15 protein-coding genes are annotated in these 23,435 nt (G+C 72.4%); 10 read left to right on the top strand and 5 right to left on the bottom strand.

Annotated elements, in window-relative coordinates; genetic code table 11:
* Nucleotides 1–120: 120 nt before the first annotated feature.
* From gatC to AB0I89_RS17715, 4 genes are all read left to right on the top strand, one after another.
* Entirely contained in the window at nucleotides 121–426 is a 306-nt protein-coding gene (gatC, locus tag AB0I89_RS17730; protein ID WP_355052147.1) for an Asp-tRNA(Asn)/Glu-tRNA(Gln) amidotransferase subunit GatC, read from the top strand.
* 76 nt (nucleotides 427–502) lie between these two features.
* Nucleotides 503–1,978, top strand: a complete 1,476-nt coding sequence (gene gatA, locus AB0I89_RS17725; protein ID WP_357127408.1) for an Asp-tRNA(Asn)/Glu-tRNA(Gln) amidotransferase subunit GatA — start codon at nucleotides 503–505, stop codon at nucleotides 1,976–1,978.
* A gap of 13 nt (nucleotides 1,979–1,991) precedes the next feature.
* Nucleotides 1,992–3,491 (top strand): Asp-tRNA(Asn)/Glu-tRNA(Gln) amidotransferase subunit GatB, encoded by a 1,500-nt coding sequence (gene gatB / locus AB0I89_RS17720; protein ID WP_357127405.1) that lies wholly within the window; start codon nucleotides 1,992–1,994, stop codon nucleotides 3,489–3,491.
* 115 nt (nucleotides 3,492–3,606) lie between these two features.
* On the top strand, nucleotides 3,607–5,964 hold the full coding sequence (locus AB0I89_RS17715) for a pyruvate dehydrogenase (RefSeq protein ID WP_357127402.1): 2,358 nt from the start codon (nucleotides 3,607–3,609) through the stop codon (nucleotides 5,962–5,964).
* Between the two features lie 6 nt (nucleotides 5,965–5,970).
* Here the strand turns inward: AB0I89_RS17715 and AB0I89_RS17710 are convergent, their stop codons facing one another.
* The 3 genes from AB0I89_RS17710 to AB0I89_RS17700 all read right to left on the bottom strand — a co-directional run bounded on the left by AB0I89_RS17710 (nucleotide 5,971) and on the right by AB0I89_RS17700 (nucleotide 10,641).
* Complete coding sequence (locus AB0I89_RS17710; protein WP_357127399.1) at nucleotides 5,971–7,542, bottom strand: metallophosphoesterase; 1,572 nt, start codon at nucleotides 7,540–7,542, stop codon at nucleotides 5,971–5,973.
* 61 nt (nucleotides 7,543–7,603) lie between these two features.
* Nucleotides 7,604–8,776, bottom strand: a complete 1,173-nt coding sequence (locus AB0I89_RS17705) for a PQQ-dependent sugar dehydrogenase (RefSeq protein WP_357127396.1) — start codon at nucleotides 8,774–8,776, stop codon at nucleotides 7,604–7,606.
* A gap of 47 nt (nucleotides 8,777–8,823) precedes the next feature.
* Complete coding sequence (locus AB0I89_RS17700) at nucleotides 8,824–10,641, bottom strand: SpoIIE family protein phosphatase (protein ID WP_357127393.1); 1,818 nt, start codon at nucleotides 10,639–10,641, stop codon at nucleotides 8,824–8,826.
* A 157-nt stretch (nucleotides 10,642–10,798) separates the two neighbouring features.
* Here AB0I89_RS17700 and AB0I89_RS17695 point away from each other — a divergent pair, with 157 nt between their 5' ends.
* Nucleotides 10,799–11,725, top strand: a complete 927-nt coding sequence (locus AB0I89_RS17695) for a 2-hydroxyacid dehydrogenase (protein WP_357127390.1) — start codon at nucleotides 10,799–10,801, stop codon at nucleotides 11,723–11,725.
* 24 nt (nucleotides 11,726–11,749) lie between these two features.
* Here AB0I89_RS17695 and AB0I89_RS17690 read toward each other — a convergent pair whose 3' ends face one another.
* Nucleotides 11,750–12,142, bottom strand: a complete 393-nt coding sequence (locus AB0I89_RS17690) for a PH domain-containing protein (protein ID WP_357127387.1) — start codon at nucleotides 12,140–12,142, stop codon at nucleotides 11,750–11,752.
* Nucleotides 12,143–12,386: 244 nt separating this feature from the next.
* Between AB0I89_RS17690 and AB0I89_RS17685 the strand changes: the two genes are divergently transcribed.
* Nucleotides 12,387–14,732, top strand: a complete 2,346-nt coding sequence (locus tag AB0I89_RS17685; RefSeq protein WP_357127384.1) for a GGDEF domain-containing phosphodiesterase — start codon at nucleotides 12,387–12,389, stop codon at nucleotides 14,730–14,732.
* A gap of 9 nt (nucleotides 14,733–14,741) precedes the next feature.
* Here AB0I89_RS17685 and AB0I89_RS17680 read toward each other — a convergent pair whose 3' ends face one another.
* Nucleotides 14,742–15,761 carry a LacI family DNA-binding transcriptional regulator gene (locus tag AB0I89_RS17680; protein ID WP_357127381.1) on the bottom strand — a complete coding sequence of 340 codons (1,020 nt, stop codon included), beginning with the start codon at nucleotides 15,759–15,761 and terminating at the stop codon, nucleotides 14,742–14,744.
* A gap of 151 nt (nucleotides 15,762–15,912) precedes the next feature.
* Between AB0I89_RS17680 and AB0I89_RS17675 the strand changes: the two genes are divergently transcribed.
* The 4 genes from AB0I89_RS17675 to AB0I89_RS17660 all read left to right on the top strand — a co-directional run bounded on the left by AB0I89_RS17675 (nucleotide 15,913) and on the right by AB0I89_RS17660 (nucleotide 23,189).
* The gene (locus tag AB0I89_RS17675) at nucleotides 15,913–18,351 is read left to right on the top strand and encodes a glycoside hydrolase family 2 protein (RefSeq protein ID WP_357128013.1); all 2,439 of its coding nucleotides are present in this window, start codon (nucleotides 15,913–15,915) and stop codon (nucleotides 18,349–18,351) included.
* A 246-nt stretch (nucleotides 18,352–18,597) separates the two neighbouring features.
* Nucleotides 18,598–19,953: a tetratricopeptide repeat protein gene (locus AB0I89_RS17670; protein WP_357127378.1), complete on the top strand. Its 1,356-nt coding sequence runs from the start codon at nucleotides 18,598–18,600 to the stop codon at nucleotides 19,951–19,953.
* A gap of 33 nt (nucleotides 19,954–19,986) precedes the next feature.
* A complete protein-coding gene (locus tag AB0I89_RS17665; protein ID WP_357127375.1) occupies nucleotides 19,987–22,248 on the top strand; it encodes a CHAT domain-containing protein in 2,262 nt (753 codons plus the stop codon).
* Nucleotides 22,245–23,189 carry a tetratricopeptide repeat protein gene (locus AB0I89_RS17660; protein WP_357127372.1) on the top strand — a complete coding sequence of 315 codons (945 nt, stop codon included), beginning with the start codon at nucleotides 22,245–22,247 and terminating at the stop codon, nucleotides 23,187–23,189. Before AB0I89_RS17665 ends, AB0I89_RS17660 begins: the two co-directional genes overlap by 4 nt.
* The last annotated feature ends 246 nt before the right edge of the window (nucleotides 23,190–23,435 follow it).

Genomic DNA, 23,435 nt, shown 5'->3' with positions numbered 1-23,435 from the left:
ACCCGAGCAGTCGGCGCGGGGCGCGGAACAATAGACTCGCTCCGGTCACCGCGCGTCACGCTGCACCCGCCGCGCGGCCGGCACACCGCCCGACCAGCAGGACATCAGAAGGGGGCACGGATGGCCGCCATCTCCCGCGAGGAGGTCGCGCACCTGGCGCGCCTGTCGCGGCTCGCCGTCACCGAGGAGGAGCTGGACACGTTCGCCGGCCAGCTCGACGTGATCCTCCAGGCGGTCGCCCAGGTCGGCGAGGTCGCCGCCGCGGACATCCCGCCGACCTCACACTCGGTGCCGCTGACCAACGTCTTCCGCGAGGACGTCGTCACGCCGTGCCTGACCCCCGAGGAGGTGCTGTCCGGTGCGCCCGACGCCGAGGAGCAGCGGTTCCGCGTACCCCGGATTCTGAGCGAGGACGTGGCGTCATGAGCGAGCGTCAGCGAGCGAATCATCGGTGCAGTGCCGTGGTGTCTCGTGACGTCACGGAGCGAAGCGGAGTGACGGCATGAGCGATTTGACCAGAATGACCGCGACGGAGATCGCCGCCCTGGTTGCCGGCGGGGAGACCTCCGCCGTCGAGGTGACCCAGGCGCACCTGGACCGGATCGCCGCGGTCGACGACCGGGTGCACGCGTTCCTGCACGTGGACAGCGAGGGCGCGCTCGCCGCCGCCCGTGCTGTGGACGTGCGCCGGGCCGCCGGTGAGGAGTTGGGCCCGCTCGCGGGCGTGCCGGTCGCGGTGAAGGACGTGCTCGCCACCCGTGGCGTGCCGACCACCGTCGGCTCGAAGATCCTCGAAGGCTGGCGCCCGCCGTACGACGCGACGATCGTGCAGCGACTGCGCGACGCCGGCACGGTGATGCTGGGCAAGACGAACATGGACGAGTTCGCGATGGGCTCCTCCACCGAGTACTCGGCGTACGGCCCGACGCACAACCCGTGGGACCTGAGCCGCATCCCGGGTGGTTCGGGTGGTGGCAGCGCCGCCGCGCTGGCCGCGTACGAGGCGCCGCTGGCGATCGGCTCGGACACCGGTGGCTCGATCCGCCAGCCCGGCGCGGTCACCGGCACCGTCGGGGCGAAGCCCACCTACGGAGGGACCTCCCGGTACGGCCTGGTGGCGTTCTCCTCATCGCTGGACACCCCCGGCCCGTGCGCCCGTAACGTGCTCGACGCCGCCCTGCTGCACCAGGTGATCGGCGGGCATGACCCGCGCGACTCGACCTCGATCCCGCAGCCCGTACCGGACGTGGTGGCGGCGGCGAAGCTCGGCGCGACCGGCGACCTGACCGGCGTACGACTCGGCATCGTCAGCGAGTTCGTCGGCGAAGGCACCGAGCCGGGCGTGATGACGGCGTTCCGCGAGTCGGTGGACGCGCTGACCAAGATGGGCGCCGAGGTCGTCGAGGTCTCCTGCCCGACGTTCGCGTACGCGCTGCCGGCGTACTACCTGATCGCCCCGAGCGAGTGCTCGTCCAACCTGGCCCGGTTCGACGGCGTCCGGTTCGGCCTGCGGGTCGGCGACGACGGCAACCGGTCGCTGGAGGAGGTCATGTCGCTGACCCGCGAGGCCGGCTTCGGCCCCGAGGTCAAGCGCCGGATCATGATCGGCACGTACGCGCTGTCGTCGGGCTACTACGATGCGTACTACGGGCAGGCGCAGAAGGTCCGTACGCTGATCACGCGGGACTTCACCGCCGCGTTCGAGCGGGTCGACGCGCTGATCTCGCCGACCACCCCGTTCACGGCCTTCCCGATTGGCGCGCGCACCGCCGACCCGTACCAGATGTACCTGGCCGACCTGTTCACCATCCCGACCAACCTGTACGGCGGGCCGGGCATCTCGGTGCCCTGCGGCCTCTCCGAGGGGCTGCCCGTGGGCCTGCAGGTGATGGCCCCGACGATGGCCGACGACCGGATGTACCGGGTCGCGGCCGCGCTGGAGTCCGCGGTCGGCACGTTCACCCCACCGGCACTGTGAGGCAGGAGCCCAGATGACGACGACGCTGCCCGCGTACGACGAGGTCGTCGCGCGCTACGAACCGGTGATCGGCCTGGAGACCCACGTCGAGTTGGGCACGAACACCAAGATGTGGTGCGGCTGCCCGACCGACTTCGGCGGCGAGCCGAACACCCGGGTCTGCCCGGTGTGCCTGGGCCTGCCCGGGTCGCTGCCGGTGGCCAACAAGGCCGCCATCGAGGCGATCATCCGGATCGGCCTGGCGTTGAACTGCTCGATCGCCGAGTGGTGCCGGTTCGCCCGGAAGAACTACTTCTACCCGGACATGCCGAAGAACTTCCAGATCAGCCAGTACGACGAGCCGATCTGCGTCGACGGTTACCTGGACGTCGAGGTGAACGGCGAGACGGTGCGGATCGAGATCGAGCGGGTGCACCTGGAGGAGGACACCGGCAAGACGCTGCACGTCGGCGGTGCCACCGGGCGGATCCACGGCGCGACGGAGTCGCTCGTCGACTACAACCGGGCCGGCATCCCGCTGGTAGAGATCGTCACCAAGCCGATCACGGGCACCGCCGCGCTCGCCCCCGACGTGGCCCGAGCGTACGTCGCCGAGCTGCGCGACGTGATCCGTACGCTCGGTGTCTCGGACGTGCGGATGGAGGAGGGTTCGCTGCGCTGCGACGTGAACACCTCGCTCAACCTGCCGGGGCAGGAGTGGGGCACGCGCACCGAGACCAAGAACGTCAACTCGCTGCGGTCGGTGGAGCGGGCGGTCCGCTCGGAGATGCTGCGGCAGGCGTCGGTGCTCGACGCGGGCGGCCGGATCACCCAGGAGACCCGGCACTTCCACGAGGACACCGGCGACACCACGCCGGGGCGCTCGAAGGAGACGGCGACCGACTACCGCTACTTCCCCGAGCCGGACCTGGTGCCGGTCGCCCCGGATCCGGCCTGGGTGGCTGAGCTGAAGGCCGCCCTGCCGGAGCTGCCCCGGGTGCACCGGCGTCGGCTCCAGGAGCAGTGGGGCCTGTCCGACCTGGACATGCAGTCGGTGCTCAACGCGGGCGCGGTCGAGCTGATCGAGGCCACCGTGGCCGCCGGCACCACCCCGGCGGCAGCCCGCAAGTGGTGGTTGGGCGAGTTGTCCCGCCGCGCCAACGAGAGCGGTGTGGAGCTGGCCGATATCGGTGCCACCCCGGCCCAGGTCGCCGAGCTGCAGGGCCTGGTCGACGCCGGCAAGCTCAACGACAAGATGGCCCGCACGGTGCTGGAGGGCGTGGTCGACGGTGAGGGCTCGCCCACCGAGATCATGTCCAGCCGGGGCCTGGAGGTCGTCTCGGACACCGGCGCGCTCACCGCCGCCGTGGACGAGGCCATCGCCGCCAACCCGGGCATCGCCGACAAGATCCGCAGCGGCAAGGTCGCGGCGGCCGGCGCGCTCGTCGGCGCGGTGATGAAGTCGACCCGTGGTCAGGCCGACGCCGCCGCCGTCCGCACGCTGATCCTGGAGCGCCTGGGCGTCCAAAGCTGATACCCGTTGTTAGGAAGGGCCCCCTCCTATGCACCAGGCGTTAGGAAGGGGCCCTTCCTTGCACCCCTCTGCACCTTCTGCTGCGGCGTCAACGGCGACGCCCGAATGGAGCACCGTGAACGAGCACGACCTCGATGTCCTCGACGAGATCCAGCGGCGGGTGCTCTGGCTCGCCACCCGGATCGTGGATGCCGCCAACCACGACCGGGCCACCGGCGACGGCGTGAAGGTCGGCGGCCACCAGGCGTCCAGCGCCTCGCTCGTCACGGCGATGACCGCGCTCTGGTTCGCCCACCTGGACGCCGAGGACCGGGTGGCCGTCAAGCCGCACGCCTCCCCGGTGTTCCACGCCATCCAGTACCTGCTGGGCAACCTGGACCGGTCCTACCTGCCCCGGTTGCGGGCCCGTGGCGGCCTCCAGTCGTACCCGTCGCGCACCAAGGACCCGGACGAGGTGGACTTCTCCACCGGGTCGGTCGGTCTGGGCGCGGCGGCGCCGCTCTTCGCCGCCGCCACCCGCCGGTACGTCGACGCGCACTTCGGCGCCCGGCCGCACTCCCGGTTCGTGGCGTTGATCGGCGACGCCGAGTTGGACGAGGGCAACATCTGGGAGGCGGTCGCCGACCCGGCCACCACCGGCCTGGGCAACGTCATGTGGCTCGTCGACTTCAACCGGCAGTCGCTGGACCGGGTGGTGCCCGGCATCCGGATCAACCAGTGGCGGGGGCAGTTCGAGGCCGCCGGCTGGCACGTCGTGGAGGTCAAGTACGGCCGTCGGCTCGCCGAGGCGTACGCCCGGCCCGGCGGCGGGGCGCTGCGCGACTGGATCGACGCGATGCCCAACGAGCAGTACCAGTCGCTGTTCGGACTGGCCGGCGACACGTTGCGCAAGCAGTTCCTGGACGGCGCGCCGGCCGGCATCGCCGAGCTGATCGAGGGCGTCACCGACGAGGACCTCGGCCCGCTCGTCACCGACCTGGGCGGGCACGACCTTCAGGCGATGCTCGACGCCTATGCCCAGTGCGACGCGGTGACCGACCGGCCCAGCGTCGTCTTCGCGTACACCGTCAAGGGTTGGGGGTTGCCCATCGCCGGCAATCCGCGTAACCATTCCGCGCTGCTCAGCACCGAGCAGGTCGACACGCTGCGCGCCGCGCACGGGTTGACCGCCGAGACCGAGTGGGACCGCCTCGACCCGTCGTCGCCGGCCGGCGTCCGGGCCGGCGCCCGCCGGGAGGCGCTGTCCCGCGCGCCGCGCGAGCGCGCGCTGGGGGTCACCGTTCCGCAGAGCACGGGAGTACGCGCCAACAAGCCGATCTCCACCCAGGAGGTGTTCGGTCGGGTGCTGGTGGACCTGGCGCGGGACCGGGAGGTCGGCCGTTACCTGGTCACCACCGCCCCGGACGTGGCCACCTCCACCAACCTCGCCGGATTCATCAACAAGACCGGCGTGTTCGCCCCCACCGAGCAGCGTTCCTGGACCGAGGACCGGATGCTGCGCTGGACCGAGAGCCCCACCGGGCAGCACATCGAGCTGGGCATCTCGGAGATGAACCTGTTCCTGCTGCTCGGTCAGCTCGGCCTGTCGTGGGACCTGTCCGGTCAGCCGCTGCTGCCGGTGGGCACGGTCTACGACCCGTTCGTGCTGCGGGGCCTCGACGCGTTCCTCTACGGCACGTACTCGGGTTCGCGATTCGTGGTGGCCGGCACGCCGTCGGGTATCACCCTGGCCCCCGAGGGCGGTGCCCACCAGTCCACGATCACCGCGTCGGTCGGCTTGGAGCTGCCCGGGGTGACGTTCGTCGAGCCGGCGTACGCGGGCAGCCTGGACTGGCTGCTCTGCGACGCGCTCGGGCAGATCGCCGGCGGGGCGACCCCGGCCGCGACCGCCGCCCCGGCCGAGGACGGCGCGTACTACTTCCGCCTCAGCACCCGTCCGCTGGACCAGACGCCGTTCGAGGCGGCCCGGGCCCGGCTCGGTGACGCGGTGCTGCGCCGGCAGGTGGTCGCCGGGGCGTACCGGCTCGTCGACGCGCACCAGGCGTACCCGCACCTGGCCGACGCGCCGGTGGTGCAGCTCGCCGGCTCCGGCGCGGTGCTGCCCGAGGTGTTGGCCGCCGCCGCCGAACTGGCCGAGGAGGGCATCGCCGCGCACGTGGTGGACGTGACCAGCCTCGACCGGCTCTACCGGGCCTGGCAGCGCACCCTGCGGCAGGGCGTGCGCACCGCCACCGTGCCGAGCGTGCCCGGCGCGCTGCGGTCCGCGTTCGCCGACCGGGTGCCGGTGGTGACCGTGCACGACGCGGCCTCGCACGCCATGGCCTGGCTCGGGTCGGCGCTCGGCGCGCCGGCGGTGCCGCTCGGGGTGGACGAGTTCGGCCAGTCCGGCAGCGTGGCCGACCTGTACGAGCTGCACGACCTGCTGCCCGGCAGCATCGTCAACGCCGCCCTGGCCGCCCTCGCCCTGCGCTGACCGGTCTCAGCGGGTCGGCGTCGGGGTGACCGACGCCGGCGCGCCGGCGCTCGGGTCCTGCACGATGTGGCGTTCCAGGTTGACCTGGGCCTGACCGGTGCCGCCGACGGTGATGTCGTCGTACGCCTGGAGCATCTTCTGCTGGTCGAAGTAGAGCACCGTCATCGACAGCGGGGTGGGCTTCTCGCCCTCCAGACCGCGCAGCCCGGCCCCGCCCGTGGAGCCCTCCACGAACAGGGCGGTCGGCTGCTGGCCGGGGGCCTGCGGCAACTTGGAGACCTGCCGGGCGTGCGTGTGCCCGGCCAGCACCAGTGGGCAGGTGCCGGCGAGCGGCCCGGCCGACGCCGGGTCGTGCACGAGGGCGATGTTGACCGGCCGCGGCGAGTTGCGGATCGTCGCGGCGAGCTGCTCACCCGCGCCGATCACCTGGTCGGCCACCTCCTGGGTGAGCCCGCTGCCGGCCGGTGAGGTGTTCTTGTCCGGGGTGAAGCGCGGGTCGCCGATGCCGGCGATGGTCAGGCCCGCGACCGTGGTCGTCGAGTTGTTCAGCACGATCGCGTTCGGCTGGCGGGCCACGGCGGCGCCGGTCTTGCCCGAGTCGTGGTTACCCCGGATGAACACGTACGGCTTCTTGAGCAGGCTGATCGAGCCGACGAACGACGCCTCCGGCTCGCTGCCCCAGTCGGTGATGTCGCCGGTGTCGATGACCACGTCGATGCCGAACTGCTCCACCACCGTGCGGATGAGCTGCCAGCCCGTCGGGTTGAGGTGCATGTCGGAGACGTGCAGGACCCGGGTGGTGCCCGGCGCGGGATCCAGCACCGGCAACGCGGACACCGTCGTGTAGAGCTGACTGACGTTGCCGACGATGCGTTGCAACTGCTCGGCGTACTTGGTGTAGTCGTTGGCGATGCGGCGGGCGTCGCCGACGATCGCCGGCGCGTTGACCAGCAGGCCCTCGTAGCGTGGCTCCTCGATCGCCTGCGGGCGCAGCGTCGCGGCGGCCGTGCCGAGGCTGCCGGCGGTGACCAGCAGCGCCAAACCGCCGGCCCAGGCCGTACGGCGCACGTCCCGGAAGACCAACGCGGCCAGGATGAGGGTGACCAGCACCGCCGAGGCGAGGGTACGCAGACCGAGCCGCATCACCCCGGAGCGCACATCCTCCACGGCGCTCTGGCTGGCCCGACTGATGCTCGCCGGGTCGTCCAGCAGCGCCTCGGTGCGCCCTTGGTCGAGCGCGCCGAGTCGCACGGTGAGGTGCGTCGGCCCGCTGTGGCTGTCGAGCAGCAGCGCGCCCAGCGGCGGCACGTCGATCGTCGTCCCGCCGTCGGTGGCCGGCGAGAGGGTGAGGTTGGCCCGGAACGGCCCGATGTCGGTGTTCACCCGACCGCCGGCCAGCACGCCGAGCGCCGCCCCGGCCAGGGCCACCACCAGCACGGCGAGGATCATGCCCGTGCGCCGCACCGGACCGCCGGGGCGGCCGATCCGTCGGCGGGCCGGGCGCGACGGCTCGCCGCCGGTCACCGGGTCGTCCCGGCCGTCGGCGTCGCCGTGCTGCTCGTCGCGTTGCCCGTCCATGCTCAGATTCTGACCTGCCCGTCGAAGGATCTTGGCAAACCTGGGCGGAAGGTGACGCAGGTCAGCTGCGGCCGCCGTCGCCGCCGGCGAAGACCACCCGCAGGAGGCGGTCGTCGTCGGCCGCCGGGTCACCCCGCCCGTCGTGGTTGGAGGTGCTCACCCAGAGCGAGCCGTCGGGCGCGGCGGCCACGGCGCGTAGCCGCCCGTACCGGTTGGTCAGCAGCTCGCTCGGCTGCCCGAGCAGGGTGCCGGTGTCGGTCAGCTCCATCACCCACAGTCGCTTTCCGCGCAGGCAGCCGGTGACGAGCAGCCGGTCCGTCGCGGCCAGCCCGGAGCAGGACGCGTCGGACGTCGCCCACTGCGTGATCGGGTCGGTGTAGCGCCTGTCGCCGGCCCGCCCCTCGACCTCCGGCCAGCCGTAGTTGCCGCCCTTGGTGATCTGGTTGATCTCGTCCCAGGTGTTCTGGCCGAACTCGACGGCGTACATGCGCTTGGCCGCGTCCCAGGCGAAACCCTGCACGTTGCGGTGGCCGAAGGACCACACCGGCGAGCCGGGGAACGGGTTGCCCGGCGCGGGCTTGCCGTCGGCGGTGATCCGCAGGATCTTGCCGCCGAGGCTCTTGGTGTCCTGCGCGTTGGGCCGCTCTCCCGCGTCACCGGTGCTGACGTAGAGCTGCCCGTCCGGCCCGAACCCCAGCCCGCCGCCGTTGTGCACGTTCGCCTTCGGGATACCGGTGAGGATCGGGGTGGGCTGCCCGCCGATCTGCAGGCGGGCGACCCGATTGTCCTGCTCGGCGGTGTAGTAGACGAAGACCGTCCGGTCCTTGGCGTAGCCGGGGGACACGGCGATGCCGAGCAGGCCGCCCTCACCCGCCGCCGCCACGTCGTTGATCGTCTGCACGACCCGGACCCGCAGCCCGTCCGGACCGGACTCCGGGCCCACCTGGAGAATCCGGCCGGTGTCCCGCTCGGTGACCAGCGCGCCGCCGTCCGGCAGGAACGCGATGGCCCACGGCACCCGCAGTCCCTTGGCCAGCACGGTGGTCACCGCCTGCTGGCCCGCGCCGCCGGCGTTCGGCGACGCCGACGGGGTCGGCAGGTTGGGTGGCTCGCCCGCCGGATCGGGGTCCGGCTCGCCGAAGCTGCAACCCGAGGCGAACAGCAGCGCCGCGCAGGACGCCGCGAGGACCGCCCGGAGGCGGCGGACGCGAGGGTACGGGGGACGGGCTCTCACCCGGCCCAGGGTAGCCCGCCGGACGGTCCGGCCGAGGTCCACCGCTCTCAGCGGGCTCGGACCGCCAGCAGCGCCGTATCGTCCTCGCGGTGGTGGATCGACGCGAGCAGCAGGTCGCACAGATCGTCCAGGGGCATCGTGTCGGTGCCGGTCAGCCGGCCCACCAGCTCGGCGAGCCCGTCGTCGATGGACCGGTCCCGACGCTCGATCAGCCCGTCGGTGTAGAGCAGCAGCGTGTCTCCGGTGGCCAGGCCGGTCGAGTGGCTGGTACGCGGCGTGGGCCGGGCCAGGCCGAGCAGCGGCTCGGGCGTCGCGTCGAGGACTTCCACCGCACCGCCGGCGCGGACCATCAGGGCCGGTGGGTGCCCGGCGTTGGACCACGTCAGCTCACGGACACCGGAGCGTTCGGGGCCGATCCGCACCAGCGTGGCGGTGGCCGCGATGGGCAGCCGCAGACCGCGGATCGCGTCGTCCAGGTGGCGCACCAGCGCCCCGACCTCGTCGTGCCGGCCGAACGCGTTGCCGCGTACCAGGTTGCGGAGCTGACCCATGGTCGCGGCGGCCTCGATGTCGTGCCCGGCCACGTCCCCGATCGCCGCGATCAGGTCGCCGTCGGGCTGCACGAAGGCGTCGTACCAGTCGCCGCCGACCTCCACCCGCTCGGCGGCCGGCTGGTAGCGGGCCGCCAGCTCCAGCTCCGGCACGAGCGGCAACCGCGGCAGCATGCTGTGTTGCAGGACCTCCGCGACGTGCCGCTGTTCCCCGTACATCGAGCTGTTGCCGATGGCCTGCCCCGCGCGGCGGCCGATGTCCACGGCGGTGAGCAGGTCGCGGTCGTCGAACTGTTGGCGGCCTGGGCTGTTGACCAGGGTGATGGCGCCCAGCACGGTGCCCCCGGCGGCCCGCACCGGCACGCTGAGGTACGAGGCGATGCCCAGCCGCTCGGCGATCACCGGCAGCTCCGGGTCCGTGGTGCCCCGGGCCACGTCGGCCGGCGACGCCACCCCGCCGAGCCGGGGCTGGCCGGTCCGCAGCACCGCGCGGATCGCCGACTCCTGGTTCAGGCCGGTCCGCAGCAGCGCGGCGAAGCGGTCGACGTCCGGCGTCCGGGCCTGGTCCTGGTGCGCCGCGACGACCTCCCGGGGCTGTCCCGTGGGCCCGGCGAGGATGAGCAGGCACCAGTCGGCGAGCACCGGCACCATGGCGTCGGCGAGCCGGCGCAGCGACGTGCCCACGTCCAACGTGCCGGCCAGGGTCTCGCTCACGCCGGCCAGCAGTTCCAGGCGCTCGTGCGCCTGCACCACCCGACGACTTGCCTCCTGGGCCCCGTCCAGCGCGATCCGCAGGCGCAACTCCGACGAGCAGGCCGCCGCCAGGTCGGACAGCGTCCGCAGTTGTCGGGCGGTCCACGCCCGGGGCTTGTTGTCGATGGCGCAGAGCGAACCGAGCACCCGGCCGGAGAGGTCGGTCAACGGCATCCCGGCGTACGCGACGACGCCGAGGTCGTCGATGGCGAGGTTGTCGCGTACCCGGGGGTAGAGCCGGGCGTCCGGCAGCACCATGGGCACCTCGATGTCCACCACGTGCTGGCAGAACGAGTGGCTCAACGGGGTCTGCCGCCGCTGCGACCACGGCTCCGGCAGACCGACCGCGCCCGGGAAGAACTGCCGGTCGGCGGAGACCAGGGAGACCAGCGCGACCGGCACCTCCAGCAGATCGCTGACCAGCCGGGCGAACCGGTCGAACGCCTCGTCCGGGGCGGCGTCCAGCCCCGTGTCGGCGAGCGCGCGCAGCCGCGCCGCGTCGCCGAGCGCTCCGGGTGGAGCGGTCGATCGCCGCGCGCTGGCGGGGGAGCCGTCGGTCATCGAGCACCTGTCTGCCTAGGCGGAGGCCGACCTGCCCTCCGATCCGTGGTTTATACCTCGTCGCTGCCGGCCGAAAACCGGTGTGTTGCGTCTCGCCCGGGGCGCGGTTCCGGCGTGCCCGCGCCGGCCGCCGTGGCGACGGCTATCGTCGGCGGACGTGAAGGTATGGATTCCGCACCACGCTGGCCTGGACCTCGTTGGCGAGCTGCCGCCGGGCGTGACGGTGGAGGTCGCCGAACGCGCCGACCGCCTGCCGTCCGCCGTGGCCGACGTCCGTTTCTGGGTGCCGCCGTTCCTGAGCGGTTCGAATGCCACCGCTCTGCTGGGTGAGCTGCCCGACCTGGCGGTGGTGCAACTGCTCTCCGCCGGGGCCGACGCCTGGGTGGGTCGGGTGCCCGACGGGGTCACGCTCTGCGACGCCCGAGGGGTGCACGATCCCTCCACCGCCGAGTGGGTGGTCACCGCGATCCTGGCACAGCTCCGGGCGTTTCCCGCCTTCGCCCGCGCCCAGGGACAGCGGCGGTGGGCGTACGACGGCAACGCGCCGACCGACGAGCTGACCGGCAAGCGGGTGCTGATCGTCGGGGCCGGCTCGATCGGCACGGCGGTGCGCGACCGGCTCGCGCCGTTCGGGGTGAGCTTCACCCTGGTCGCCCGCAGCGCCCGGCCGGAGCAGTCGGTGCACGCCGTCGCGGAGCTGCCGAGACTGCTGCCCGACGCCGACGTGGTGGTGGTGCTGGTGCCGCTCACCGACCAGACCCGTGGTCTGATCGACAAGGATTTCCTGGCCGCGATGCCCGACGGGGCGCTGCTGGTCAACGCGGCCCGAGGTCCGGTGGCCCGTACCGACGCGCTGGTCGCCGAGCTGGCCACGGGCCGGATCTCGGCCGCGCTGGACGTCACCGACCCGGAGCCGCTGCCCGCCGAATCTCCGCTGTGGACGATGCCGAACGTGCTGCTCACGCCGCACGTGGCAGGGTCGGTGCGGGGGCTGCTGCCGCGTGCGTACCGGCTGGTCGGCGAGCAGGTACGGCGGTTCGCCGCCGGTGAACCGCTCGTCAACACGGTGGTCGACGGCTACTGAGCGCCGGCGGGCGGGAGCGGCCGCCTACGCGCCGGGCGTCTCGGCGGCCTCGTCCGGCATCCTCTGGCCGGTGGCGGAGACCAGGCGGGGCAGGTCGGTGCCGCGTACCGCCGGCAGGACGACCTGCTGGCCGTCGTCGAGCCGGGCGACGGCCCGTCCGCGTGCGTCGGTGGCGAACTCGACGACGTGGTCCCAGCCGATCCGGCGTTGCCCGAACAGCGCCCGCAGGCGCAGCTCCCGGGGGTCGGCGTCGGTGCCGGCCCGCCAGGCCCACACCCCGACGCCCAGCGGGACGAGCAGCACCGGCAGCAGGTACGCCCGGGCGTTCGCCAGCGGCAGGGCGCCGATGAAGGCGATGACCGAGGCGACCAGGATGGCTTGGTTGAAACGGAAGCGGACCGTGTCGCGCGTACTCACCCCGCGATGATCCCACCCCTGGTCGGGCGGGGTCGCGGCGGGCGGTGTCACGGGTGCCCGCACGCGTACAGTGACACGGGTCACTGCTTCGTGCCGATGGCGGATGCGTAACCAATCCGGTCGCCGGTCGTTTGCCCAGTGTTGGGCAGCGGACTCGCAACATCCGCCGCCCGTGCCACCGCAGCACCACCCGCACCATCCGCACCGCCGCACCGCCCCGTGCCCCCTCACGAAGGCGACCGCCGTGCTCCTCGCGTACCCGTTCCGTTTCCTCGTCCCCCGCCGGGCGGCCCCGGAGGCCGCCGTGTCCACGGCCGTGGCGCTGCTCGTCCTCGCCGGAGTGGCGGGGATGGTCCCGACCCCGGTGGTGATCGCGTTGGCCGGTGGCGCGGGCGCCACGCTGGCCGGCGTACGACTCTCCCGGCTGGCCGCCGGTCGGCCCGCACCGCCGTCGGGCGGCTCCCCGGGCCGGGCGGGGCTGGTCCTGCTCGACGCGGCGGTGGTGGCGGCCGGCTGGTTCGCGGCCGCCCTGCCGCTGGTCGACACCCGGCAGCGCGCGGTCGCACTGCTCGGGTGGCTCACCGTCGCGGCCCTGTCCGTGGCCGGGCTGCGCGGGCTCCCGGCACGGACGCCCTCGCCGACCCGATTGCGGGAGTTGGTCGAGGCGACCGGACCGACGATCGGTCTGACCCTTGCCGGGTGGTTGCTCCTGCCCGTGGACACTCTCCCCGCCCCGGCCCGGCTGCTCGCGGCGCTGGTGTTGGCCGGGTTGGGCATCGCCGCGCTCAGCGCGTTCACCGGCGCCGGGCGGCGCTCGGGCCACGCGATCTGCCGGGGCGGCCTCCTGCTCACCCTGGTCGGTCTGGCGCTGTTGACGATCCTGCCGCCCGCCTCCTCGGGGCGCGCGCCACTCCTGGCGGTGCCACCGCTGGTGCTCGGCATGCTGCTGACGGCCCTGGGCGCGACATCGGCGGTACCGTCGGCCAGCTCGACGCCGCCGTCCGGTTCACCGGCCACGACCTGGCCACGGGCGGTTCTCCCGGCCTCGGTGCTGCTGCTCGCGGCGGGCCTGCACCTCGGCTCCGGTCGCACTCCGGACCGGACGAGTCTGTTGCTCGCCCTGGCGGCGGTGCCACCTCTGGTCCTGCGGGAGCTGCTGCGCGGCGCTGACGGTGGCGTCCCCGAGCGGCCCGCCGCGCACCGCCGGGCGGCCGACCACACGGTCCGCCGCCGGGAGTCGCAACCGCCGTGGCAGGCCCCGACGACCGATTCGTGGACTCCTGCGGCCGACGTCGACGCGACCTGGCCCGAAACGGGTGTCTCCTGGTCGCGCCATGGTTTCGGCCCGGCCGGCGAGGGGCCGGGGGACCGGGCGGCCCTGCTCGCCGCCCTCGCCGCGATCGGCGACGTGCCCGCCCCGGCCGGTGCGCTGCTGCTGGTGGAGCTGCACGGCATCGAAGGGCTCGGCCCGGTGGCCCGCGAGGACGCGCTTGCCGAGGCCGCCCTGCGGGCACGGGCGGTGGTCGCGTCCGGCGATCTGGTGACCGCCTGCGCCGGCCACGGTTTCGCGGTGGTCACCGGCGCGGGGCCCGTGCTGGCGTACGCGCTGGGCACCCGGCTGCTGAGCACGCTCACCTCGCCCTACCGGTTGGCCGGGTCGGTGCTGCGCGTGCAGGCGAGCATCGGGCTGGCCGAGGTCAGTGGCGCGGGGCCGGCCGACGTGCTTCGTCAGGCCGAGCTGGCCCGGCGGCGGGCGGTGCAGCTGGGCCGGGACCGGGTCGAGTGGTACGACGCGTTCCTGGAGGAGCAGCTGGTCCGTCGGCTCGACCTGGAACGCGAGTTGCCGGGCGCGGTCGCCCGGGGCGAACTGGACCTGGTCTACCAGCCGGTGCTCGACCTGACCGACCGTCAGCCGGTGGGCGCCGAGGCGCTGCTGCGGTGGCGTAGCCCGGTGCTCGGCACGGTGCTCCCGGGCGAGCTGCTGCCGGTCGCCGAGGACCTGGATCTGGTCGGCGAACTGGAGTGGTGGGTGCTGGACCGGGCCTGCCGGCAGTTGGCGGCCTGGTCGGCGGGCCCCCGGGAGCTGTGGATGGCCGTCAACGTGACCACCCGCGAGCTGACCACGCCCGACTTCGTGCAGCGCGCCGCGGCGGTCCTGGCCGCGTACGGGGTGCCACCCGAGCGTCTGGTGGTGGAGGTGGCCGAGCCGAGGGTCGCCGCCGACCTGTCGACGGTGGTGGCCCGGCTGGCGGGCCTGCGGTCGTTGGGCGTACGCACCGCGCTCGACGACTTCCGGCCCGAACACGCCTCGCTGGCCCACCTGCGCCGGCTGCCGATCGACCTGCTGAAGGTGGGGCCCGATCTGGTCGGGGCCGAGCCCACGGGGCAGCCGCCGCTGATCGACGTGGTGGTCAACGTCGGTGAGCGGTTGGGTGTGGAGATCGTGGCGGAGGGGTTGGAGTCGCCCACCCAGGTCGAGGGTGCCCATCGGGCCGGCTGCCGTTACGGGCAGGGTTTCGCGCTGTCCCGTCCGGCGACCGCCGAGCGCGTCGAGGCGTACTTCGAGGAGTTTCCCTCGGCGTACCGGTGATGAACCGGTTCACCTGTCCCGGGGTGGTGCCGTGCTGCCGCGCGGGGTCAACTGCGGTGTCTCGTCCCGCAACCGGGTCGCCGGCTCGCCCGCGATAACGCCGAGCAGGTGGCGGGCCGCGTGCGCCCCGTACGCGGAGATGTCGCGGCCCAGGGCCGTCAACGGCGGGTGCACCAGCCGGCACAGCGGCGAGTCGTCCCAGGCCACGATGGACAGGTCGGCCGGCACGGTCAGGCCCATCTCCTGGGCCACCGAGAGTCCTGCGATGGCCATCACGTCGTTGTCGTAGATGACCGCGGTGGGCCGGGAGGTGGCGCTGAGCAGTCGTCGGGTGGCCCGCCCGCCCTCCTCGCCGGTGTAGTCGGAGAAGACGGTGACCGTGTCGGAGAGGCCGAGACGCCGGCACACCGCCGCGAAGGCGTCGGTACGGATCTGGGTGTGCCGCAGGTCGGGCAGGCCGCCGACCCGGGCGATCCGGCGGTGCCCGAGCGCGACCAGGTACTCCACGGCCTCGGTCAGCGCCGCAGCGTCGTCCGAGAAGAGGCTGGCCAACTCCCCGGTGCCGCCCGGCCCGCCGATGACCACGGCCGGCAGGCGCAGTTGTTCCAGGGCGGGGATGCGCTCGTCGTCGGTGCGCAGGTCGCAGACGAGGACCCCGTCCACCCGGCGCTCGCCCCACCACCGCCGGTAGACGGCGATCTCGGCGTCGTGATCGGCCACCACCTGCAACGTCAGCGCGTACGAGCGGGCCGACAGTTCGGCCTCCACACCGCTGATCAGCGCCATGAAGAACGGTTCCACGCCCAGCGTCCGCGCGGGGCGGCACAGGGCCAGGCCGACGGCCCGGGCGGTGGCGGCGGAGAGTGCCCGCGCGGCGCTGCTCGGACTGAACCCGATCTCGGTGGCGATGGCGAGGATGCGCTGCCGGGTGGCCTCGGAGACGCCGGGCTGCCCGTTCAACGCGTACGACACGGCGCCCTTGGACACCCCCGCCCGTCGGGCGACGTCCGCGATTGTCGGCCGCTTCACCGCGTGCTCCTTAGCGGTTCAGGGGCTTTGACACCCCGGAGGTCGGATCGTACGGTGGCTGAGCTTATCCGGTTCAGCTAACGTCTCGATCACGAAGGTGCGGTGAATCGTGAGCCGACAGGCCCTGCACGACGGCTGGACGCTGCGGGCGATGTCCGACGTGGACGTGCCCGCGGAGGTCGCCGACCGGACCGTACCGGCGACCGTGCCCGGGTGTGTCCACACCGACCTGCTCGATGCCGGGCTGATCCCCGACCCGTACCTCGACGACAACGAGTCGTCGCTGGCCTGGATCGGCCGCGCCGACTGGCGTTACCGGACGACCTTCCGTCCGCCGGCCGGCGACCACGACCGGATCGACCTGGTCTGCGGCGGCCTGGACACCGTCGCCACCGTCAGCGTCAACGGCGTTGAGGTCGGCCGCACCGAGAACATGCACCGCGGCTACCGGTTCGACGTCCGCGCGCTGCTGCGCGCCGGCGACAACGAGCTGACCGTCGCGTTCGACTCCGTGTACCGCTACGCCGAGGCGCAGCGCGACCGACTCGGCGACCGACCCAACGCGTACCCGGAGCCCTTCCAGTTCGTCCGCAAGATGGCCTGCAACTTCGGCTGGGACTGGGGGCCGACGCTGGTCACCGCCGGAATCTGGCAGGACATCGGCCTGCACGCCTGGTCCACCGCCCGGCTGGCCAGCGTCCGTCCGCTGGTCACCCTCGACGGCCGCGACGGCCGGGTCGAGGTGCACGTCGAGGTCGAGCGGGTCGCCGACGTCCCGCTGACCGTCCGGGTCGCCGTCGGCGGCGTCCGCGCCGAGGCCGTCGTCGAGGCCGGCCAGCGCACGGCCGTGCTGACCCTCGCCGTCCGCGAGCCCACGCTCTGGTGGCCCCGGGGGTACGGCGAACAGGCCCGCCACCTGCTGGACGTCACCCTGCACGCGCCGGACGGCGACACCCTGGACACCTGGTCCCGGCGGATCGGCTTCCGCTCCGTCCGACTGGACACCACGCCCGACGAGCACGGCACCCCGTTCGCGCTCTCGGTCAACGACGTGCCGGTCTTCGTCCGGGGCGTCAACTGGATCCCCGACGACGCGTTCCCCACCCGGATCACGCGCGACCGGCTCGCCGACCGGTTCGACCAGGCCGCCGCCGCCAACGTCAACCTGCTGCGCGTCTGGGGTGGCGGCCGGTACGAGTCGGAGGCCTTCTACGACCTGGCCGACGAACGCGGCCTGCTCGTCCAACAGGACTTCCTCTTCGCCTGCGCCGCGTACCCCGAGGAGGAGCCGTTCGCCACCGAGGTGGCCGCCGAGGCCGCCGAGCAGGTGACCCGCCTGACGCCGCACCCGTCGCTGGTGCTCTGGACCGGCAACAACGAGAACATCTGGGGCTGGCACGACTGGGGCTGGCAGGAAGCCCTGGCCGGGCGCACCTGGGGACGCGGCTACTACCTCGACGTACTGCCCCGCACCGTCGGCGAGCTGGACCCGACCCGCCCGTACTGGCCGGGCAGCCCCTGGTCGGGAAGCGAGACCATCCACCCGAACGACCCGGCGCACGGCACCACCCACATCTGGGACGTGTGGAACACCGACGACTACCCGAAGTACCGCGAGTACGTGCCGCGCTTCGTGGCCGAGTTCGGCTACCAGGCGCCACCCACGTACGCCACGCTGCGACGCGCGCTCAGCGACGAACCGCTCGCGCCCAACTCGCCGGGCATGGCCCACCACCAGAAGGCGGCTGGCGGTGACGCCAAGCTCCAGCGGGGCCTCGACGCCCACCTGCCCGTACCGGCCGACTTCGACGACTGGCACTACCTCACGCAGCTCAACCAGGCGCGGGCCATCCAGCTCGGGGTGGAGCACTTCCGCTCCCACCGCGACGTCTGCGCCGGCACGATCGTCTGGCAGCTCAACGACTGCTGGCCGGTGACCTCCTGGTCGGCCGTCGACGGCGACGGCCGCCGTAAACCCCTGTGGTACGCGCTGCGCCACGCGTACGCCGACCGCCTGCTCACCGTGCAACCCCGCGACGGCGGGCCGGCTGGTGGCGGTGTGCTGGCTGGTGGCGGTGGGTTGGCGCTGGTCGCGGTGAACGAGACCGGCGAGGCGTGGACCGTGCCGGCCACGGTCACCCGCGTCACCCTCACCGGGGAGCCGAGGGCGAAGACCTCGGTCCACCTCGACGTCCCGGCGTACTCCTCGGTCGTGCTGGCGCTGCCGGCGGACCTGGCGCGGCCGGACGAGAGCCGCCGTGAGCTGCTGGTCGCCGAGGCCGGCGGCACGGCGGAGCGTGCGCTGTGGTTCTTCGCCGAGGACCGGGACGTGCCGTGGCCGACGGCGGCCTGGGACGCGACGGTCGAGCCGGTCGACGGCGGCCAGCGGGTCCGGGTGACCGCGCGCACGGTGCTGCGCGACCTGACCCTCTTTCCGGACCGGCTGGACCCGGCGGCCACTGTGGACGAGGCCCTGGTCACTCTGCTGCCGGGTGAGTCGACCACCTTCACCGTCCGGTCCGAGGCGCCCCTGGACCCGGCGTCCCTGACCACCCGCCCCGTGCTCCGCGCGGTCAACGACCTGACCTGACCTGACCTGACCTGACCCCGGTCCCACCCCACCGTCCCGCCGATCTTGCGGTTTCTGTTGTCGACATGGGGTGAGATACCCCTTGTGTCGGCACCGAAAGTGCAAGATCGCGGGGAGTGACGGTCCCGGTGGCCGCGGTGGCGGGCACTGGTGTCGGATCCTGGACTGTCCTGGCGGCAGCGGGGGTGGCGTTCAGCACCAAGAATGGTGACCATCCATCGGCGGACGGGCCCGGGAGGTGCTGGGTTGACGGACGGACCACACCCGGCGGCCGACGCCCGGCCGGCCGGGCAACCGGGGTCGCCGACGCAGACGGTCGCCCGGTGGGCGGAGGTGCACCGCCTGGCAGTGGCGGGCCGGGAGCCGGAGATTGCCCGGGACGTCGGTGACCTGGTGTCGAGGGCGTGGGTGCGCCGGTCGCGGTTCGCCGACGTGGCGGCGCTGGCGACGGCGACCCTGACTCTCGGCCCGGACGCCGACGCCTACTACCACCTGGGGCACGCGCAGTACGTGACGGGACAGCCCTGGCAGGCCCTGGCCAGTCAGGAGCAGGCCCTGCACCTGTACCGCGAGGCCGGCGACCGGAACGACGAGGCGGGCACCCTCAACAACATCGGCGCCACGTACGACCGGCTCGGGGACGGGGAGCGGGCGCTGGCCCACTACGAGGAGGCGCTGGCGATCGCCCGCGAGGTTGGCGACCGGGACGGCGAGGCGGGCACCCTCAACAACATCGGCCATCTGCACGACCGGCTCGGGGAGTGGGACGACGCGCTGTCCTACTTCGGGCAATCCCTACCCATTCAACGCGAGGTCGGCAACCGGGAGGGCGAGGCGGCCACCCTCAGCAACATCGGCTTCGTGTACGACAACCAGGGCGATCGGGAGCGGGCGCTGGCCCACTACACGCGTGCCCTGCCCATCCAACGCGAGGTTGGCGACCGGGTCGGCGAGGCGGTCACCCTCAACAACATCGGCTACGTGTACGCCCGACGCGGGGACGGGGAGCAGGCTCTGATCCACTACGCGCAGGCCCTCCCCATTCGGCGGGAGGTCGGCGACCGCAACGGCGAGGCGGCCACCCTCAACAACATCGGTCTCGTGCTCTCCGATCGGGGGGATGGGGACGGGGCGCTGTCCTACTACACGCAGGCGCTGCCCATCGCCCGTGAGGTCGGTGACCGGTTCGGCGAAGCGAACACCCTCAGCAACATCGGCCTCGTGTACGCCCGGCGCGGAGACGCGGAGCGGGCGCTGTCCTACTACGGGCAGGCGCTGTCCATCGCCCGTGCGATCGGTGACCGGCTGGGCGAGGCGAACACCCTCAACAACATGGCGTCGATTCGACTCCAACAGGGCGATCTCGTTGGCACGAAGGACATGTTCACCGAGGTTCTCGAGACCCTCCGCATCGTCGGCGACCGTAGGTCCGAGGCGACGGTCAGCGCGAACATGGCCCTCCTGCTGCTGAAGATGGCGCACGTGGACCAGGCCACCGGGTACCTGCGTCGCGCGGTCGTTCTGGCCGAGCAGACGAATCATCCAGAGCTGGACCGGTTCCGAATGATCCTCGCTCAGATAGCGCAGACCGGAGCACGGTGAGCGATGGGGACTGCGGCTGGGAAGGAGACCACTGTGGCGGGTGACCTGAACACCCATGAGCTGGAGATCTTCGAGCGGACATCGGACTACTCGGAGTTGCGGCTGTCGACCGGTGGGGAGCGGCCCAAGACCCGTGGGCTGGACCAGGCCGCCATCGACCAGTTGATCGAGCGCGTGGATCGCCACTACAGCCAGCACTCAATCGTCCAACAGGTCTTCGGCTCGCCGCAGCTTCGCGATCTCGGGACGCGGCTTGCCACTCTCCTCGACGGTGACGAGCGGTGGTTGACACCGATCCTCCAACAGCCTCCCGGCGCCACGCTGCGGATCACCGGCGCGGGGCGACTACGGCACCTGCCCTGGGAACTGCTCGCCGCGGACGGTGCGCACCTCGCCATCTCCGGCTCGGCGCCGCTGTTGCCGGTGCGGGCCGCGGGCAACGACACCGTCCGCAGGGGCCTGGTCGGTCCGGCGAACCGGCCTCTGCGCGTGCTGTTCATGGCCACCTCCCCCGAGGGCGTCGAACCCGAACTGAGGTACGAGGCCGAGGAGGCCGCGATCCTGGAGGCCACCGCCCGCACCGGCGCCGAACTGGTCGTCGAGGAGAGTGGAACGCTGGAAGGGCTGCGCCTGCTCACCCGGGACTACGGCGCGGGATACTTCGACGTCCTGCACCTGAGCGGCCACGCCACGATCAACCTGGATGGCAAGCCCGTCTTCCTGATGGAGGACGAGTTCGGCGCGCGCGTCGACGCCAACGCCGACCAGATCGTCCAGGCGATGGCCGGGCACTGGCCCCGCCTGATCTTCGTCTCCGGCTGCCTGACCGGGAACGCTCCCCACTCCGGCGCGTTCCCCTCGATGAGTGAGAGCCTGGTCGACGCCGGCGCCCCCGCCGTCCTGGGATGGGCGCTGCCGGTGAGCGACCTCGCCGCCACCGAGTTCGCCGCCGAGCTCTACCGGTCCCTGGCGGACGGGGTGCCCCTCGACCGGGCCATCGTCGAGGCCCGGCAGCAGCTGTACGCGCGCCAGCACGGTAACTGGCACCTGCTGCGCGTCTACGCCGACCGATCGCCACTCGCCCCCATGGTCACGCCCCTGCACACCAGGGGGCGTGCGCGGACCCGGATCCGCCCCGCCGAGCAGGATTTCCTGGACCCACAGACCCACCTGTCCCGGGTCGCCCCCCGCGCCGCTTTCGTCGGACGACGGCGCGTCATCCAGCGCTGCCTACGTACCCTCAGAAGCCCTACGGGCAGCGCGGGCGCGGCCCTGATCCTGCAGGGCATGGGTGGTCTCGGCAAGAGCAGCCTCGCCTCCCGGCTGCTGGAACGCATGCCCAACCACCAGCGTGCCGTCTGGTACGGCCGGGTCGACCTGACCAGCTTCCGCGACCTCGCCACCAAGGTGTCATTCCCCACCCTGGAACAACAGGTCGAGGCGGACCGGCTGCTGGCCAACGACGAGGCGCCCCTCGTCGTACGCCTCCGGCACCTGCTCGACGTCGACGGGCCACTCGGGCAGACCGCCTGCCTGTTCGTCTTCGACGACTTCGAGGAAGGCAACCTCGACGAGCGCGACGGCGGGCACGTGCTCTCGGCCGAGCTGGCAGAGATCCTTCCGGCCTTGCTCAAGGCCATTCGCGAGACCGGCAGCCCCAGCCGAGTGGTGATCACGAGCCGCTACCGCTTCCCGACCCCGGCCGGAACCGCCGTGGTCGAGTCGCTCGAAACCCTCAACCCGACCGAGCAGGCCAAGAAGCTCGCCAACCTGCCGAACCTGCGTCCGCGCTCCTCCATCGACCCGGACATCCGTGAGCGCGCCGTCCAGGCCGCGGCCGGCAACCCTCGCCTGCTCGACTGGCTCGACCTGATCGTCGGCGACGGCACCCTCGACGTCGACGGTCTCATCGGTGCCATCGAACGGGAGACCGACAAGTTCCGCCGCGAAACCATCCTCGCCAAGAACCTGCTCGGCTCGCAGGACCGGGAACTGCAACGGATGCTCGCCAAGGTCAACGTCATCGAACTGCCCGTACCCGCCGAGACCGTCCGGGCCGTCCACGACCACCCCGACGCCGACCGGCACGTCGAGCGTGCCGTCCAACTCGGCCTGCTCGAAGAGGGCACCGACCCGGAAACCAGTCATCCCCGGTACTTCGTCTCCAACGTCCTGCGCCCGCTCATCCGTCCTCTGCTCACCGACGACGAGTACACCCAGGCCTGTGCCGCCGCGGCCCGCAGCCTCTACAACATCTGGGTCGTCGACGCGGCGGCATCCGGGTCCACGTCGTGAACACCCGGTGGGTGGAGGTGCACCGGCTCGCGGTGGCGGGCCGGGAGCTGGCCATCGCCCAGCACGTCGGCGATCTGGTGTCGAGGGCATGGATGCCTCGGTCGCGGTTCGCGGACGTCGCGGCGATGGCTACCGCGACGTTGACTCTCGGCCCGGACGCCAGCGCCTTCTACGAGCTGGGGCGGGCGCAGTCCGCGACGGGCCAGCCCTGGCAGGCCCTGGCCAGCTTTGATCGGGCCCTGGATCTCTATCACCAGACCGGCGAACGCGGCAACGAGGCGGCCACCCTGAACAACATCGGCCTCGTGTACGCCAACCTTGGGGACGAGGAACAGGCGCTGGCGCACTACGGGCAGGCTCTGCCTGTCCAGCGGGAGGTGGGCGACCGTGCCGGTGAAGCTGTCACCCTCAGCAACATCGGCTCCGTCCACGCCGGGCTCGGCGATGGCGAGCAGGCGCTCGCCTACTACGGGCAGGCTCTATCCATCCAACGGGAGGTGGGCGATCGAGCTGGAGAGGCGACCACCCTCAACAACTTTGGCTTCGTCCACAGCAGGCTCGGCGATGGGCAGCGGGCGCTGGCCTACTACGCCCAGTCTCTGCCGATTCGGCGAGAGATGGGCGATCGAGCTGGAGAGGCAACCACCCTCAACAACATTGGCCTCGAGCACAAGGGGCTCGACGATGGGGAGCAGGCGCTGGCCTACTACACGCAATCTCTCACTATTCGACGTGAGGTGGGCGACCGCTTAGGCGAGGCGGTCACCCGATACAACATCGCGATGATCCACCGGGCGGCGGGGAACCTGGACCGGGCGATCCGCGAGCTTGAACTCGTCGTCGATCTCGACCAGCAGGTGGACCACCCGGATCTTGCGTCCGACACCGCCATGCTCGACTTGCTCCGCGAAGAACGCAGAAGAGCGCAGGACGCGACCTGACGCTCCCGCGCCCCACCGAGCATCTGAGCAACGGCCACACCGCTTGGGTTCGCGTCGGCGGCCGGTCCGGTCAATGGGCGTCATGCCTCAAGATCCGCGCAACTTCTCTGTTGTTGCTGCTTCCCGGAGGCCGCAAGCAGCAACAACAGAGAAGTTGCTGAGATCTTGGTGCCGGGGTGCCGGGGTGCCGGGGTGCCGGGGTGCCGGGGTGCCGGGGTGCCGGGGTGCTCGCCCGCGGGGCCCGAC

Origin of the sequence: Micromonospora sp. NPDC049801, from assembly GCF_040656575.1 — a bacterium.
GTDB lineage: Bacteria > Actinomycetota > Actinomycetes > Mycobacteriales > Micromonosporaceae > Micromonospora.
Note: the sequence above shows the minus strand (reverse complement) of the source record. Positions and strands in the feature narration are given on the sequence as shown.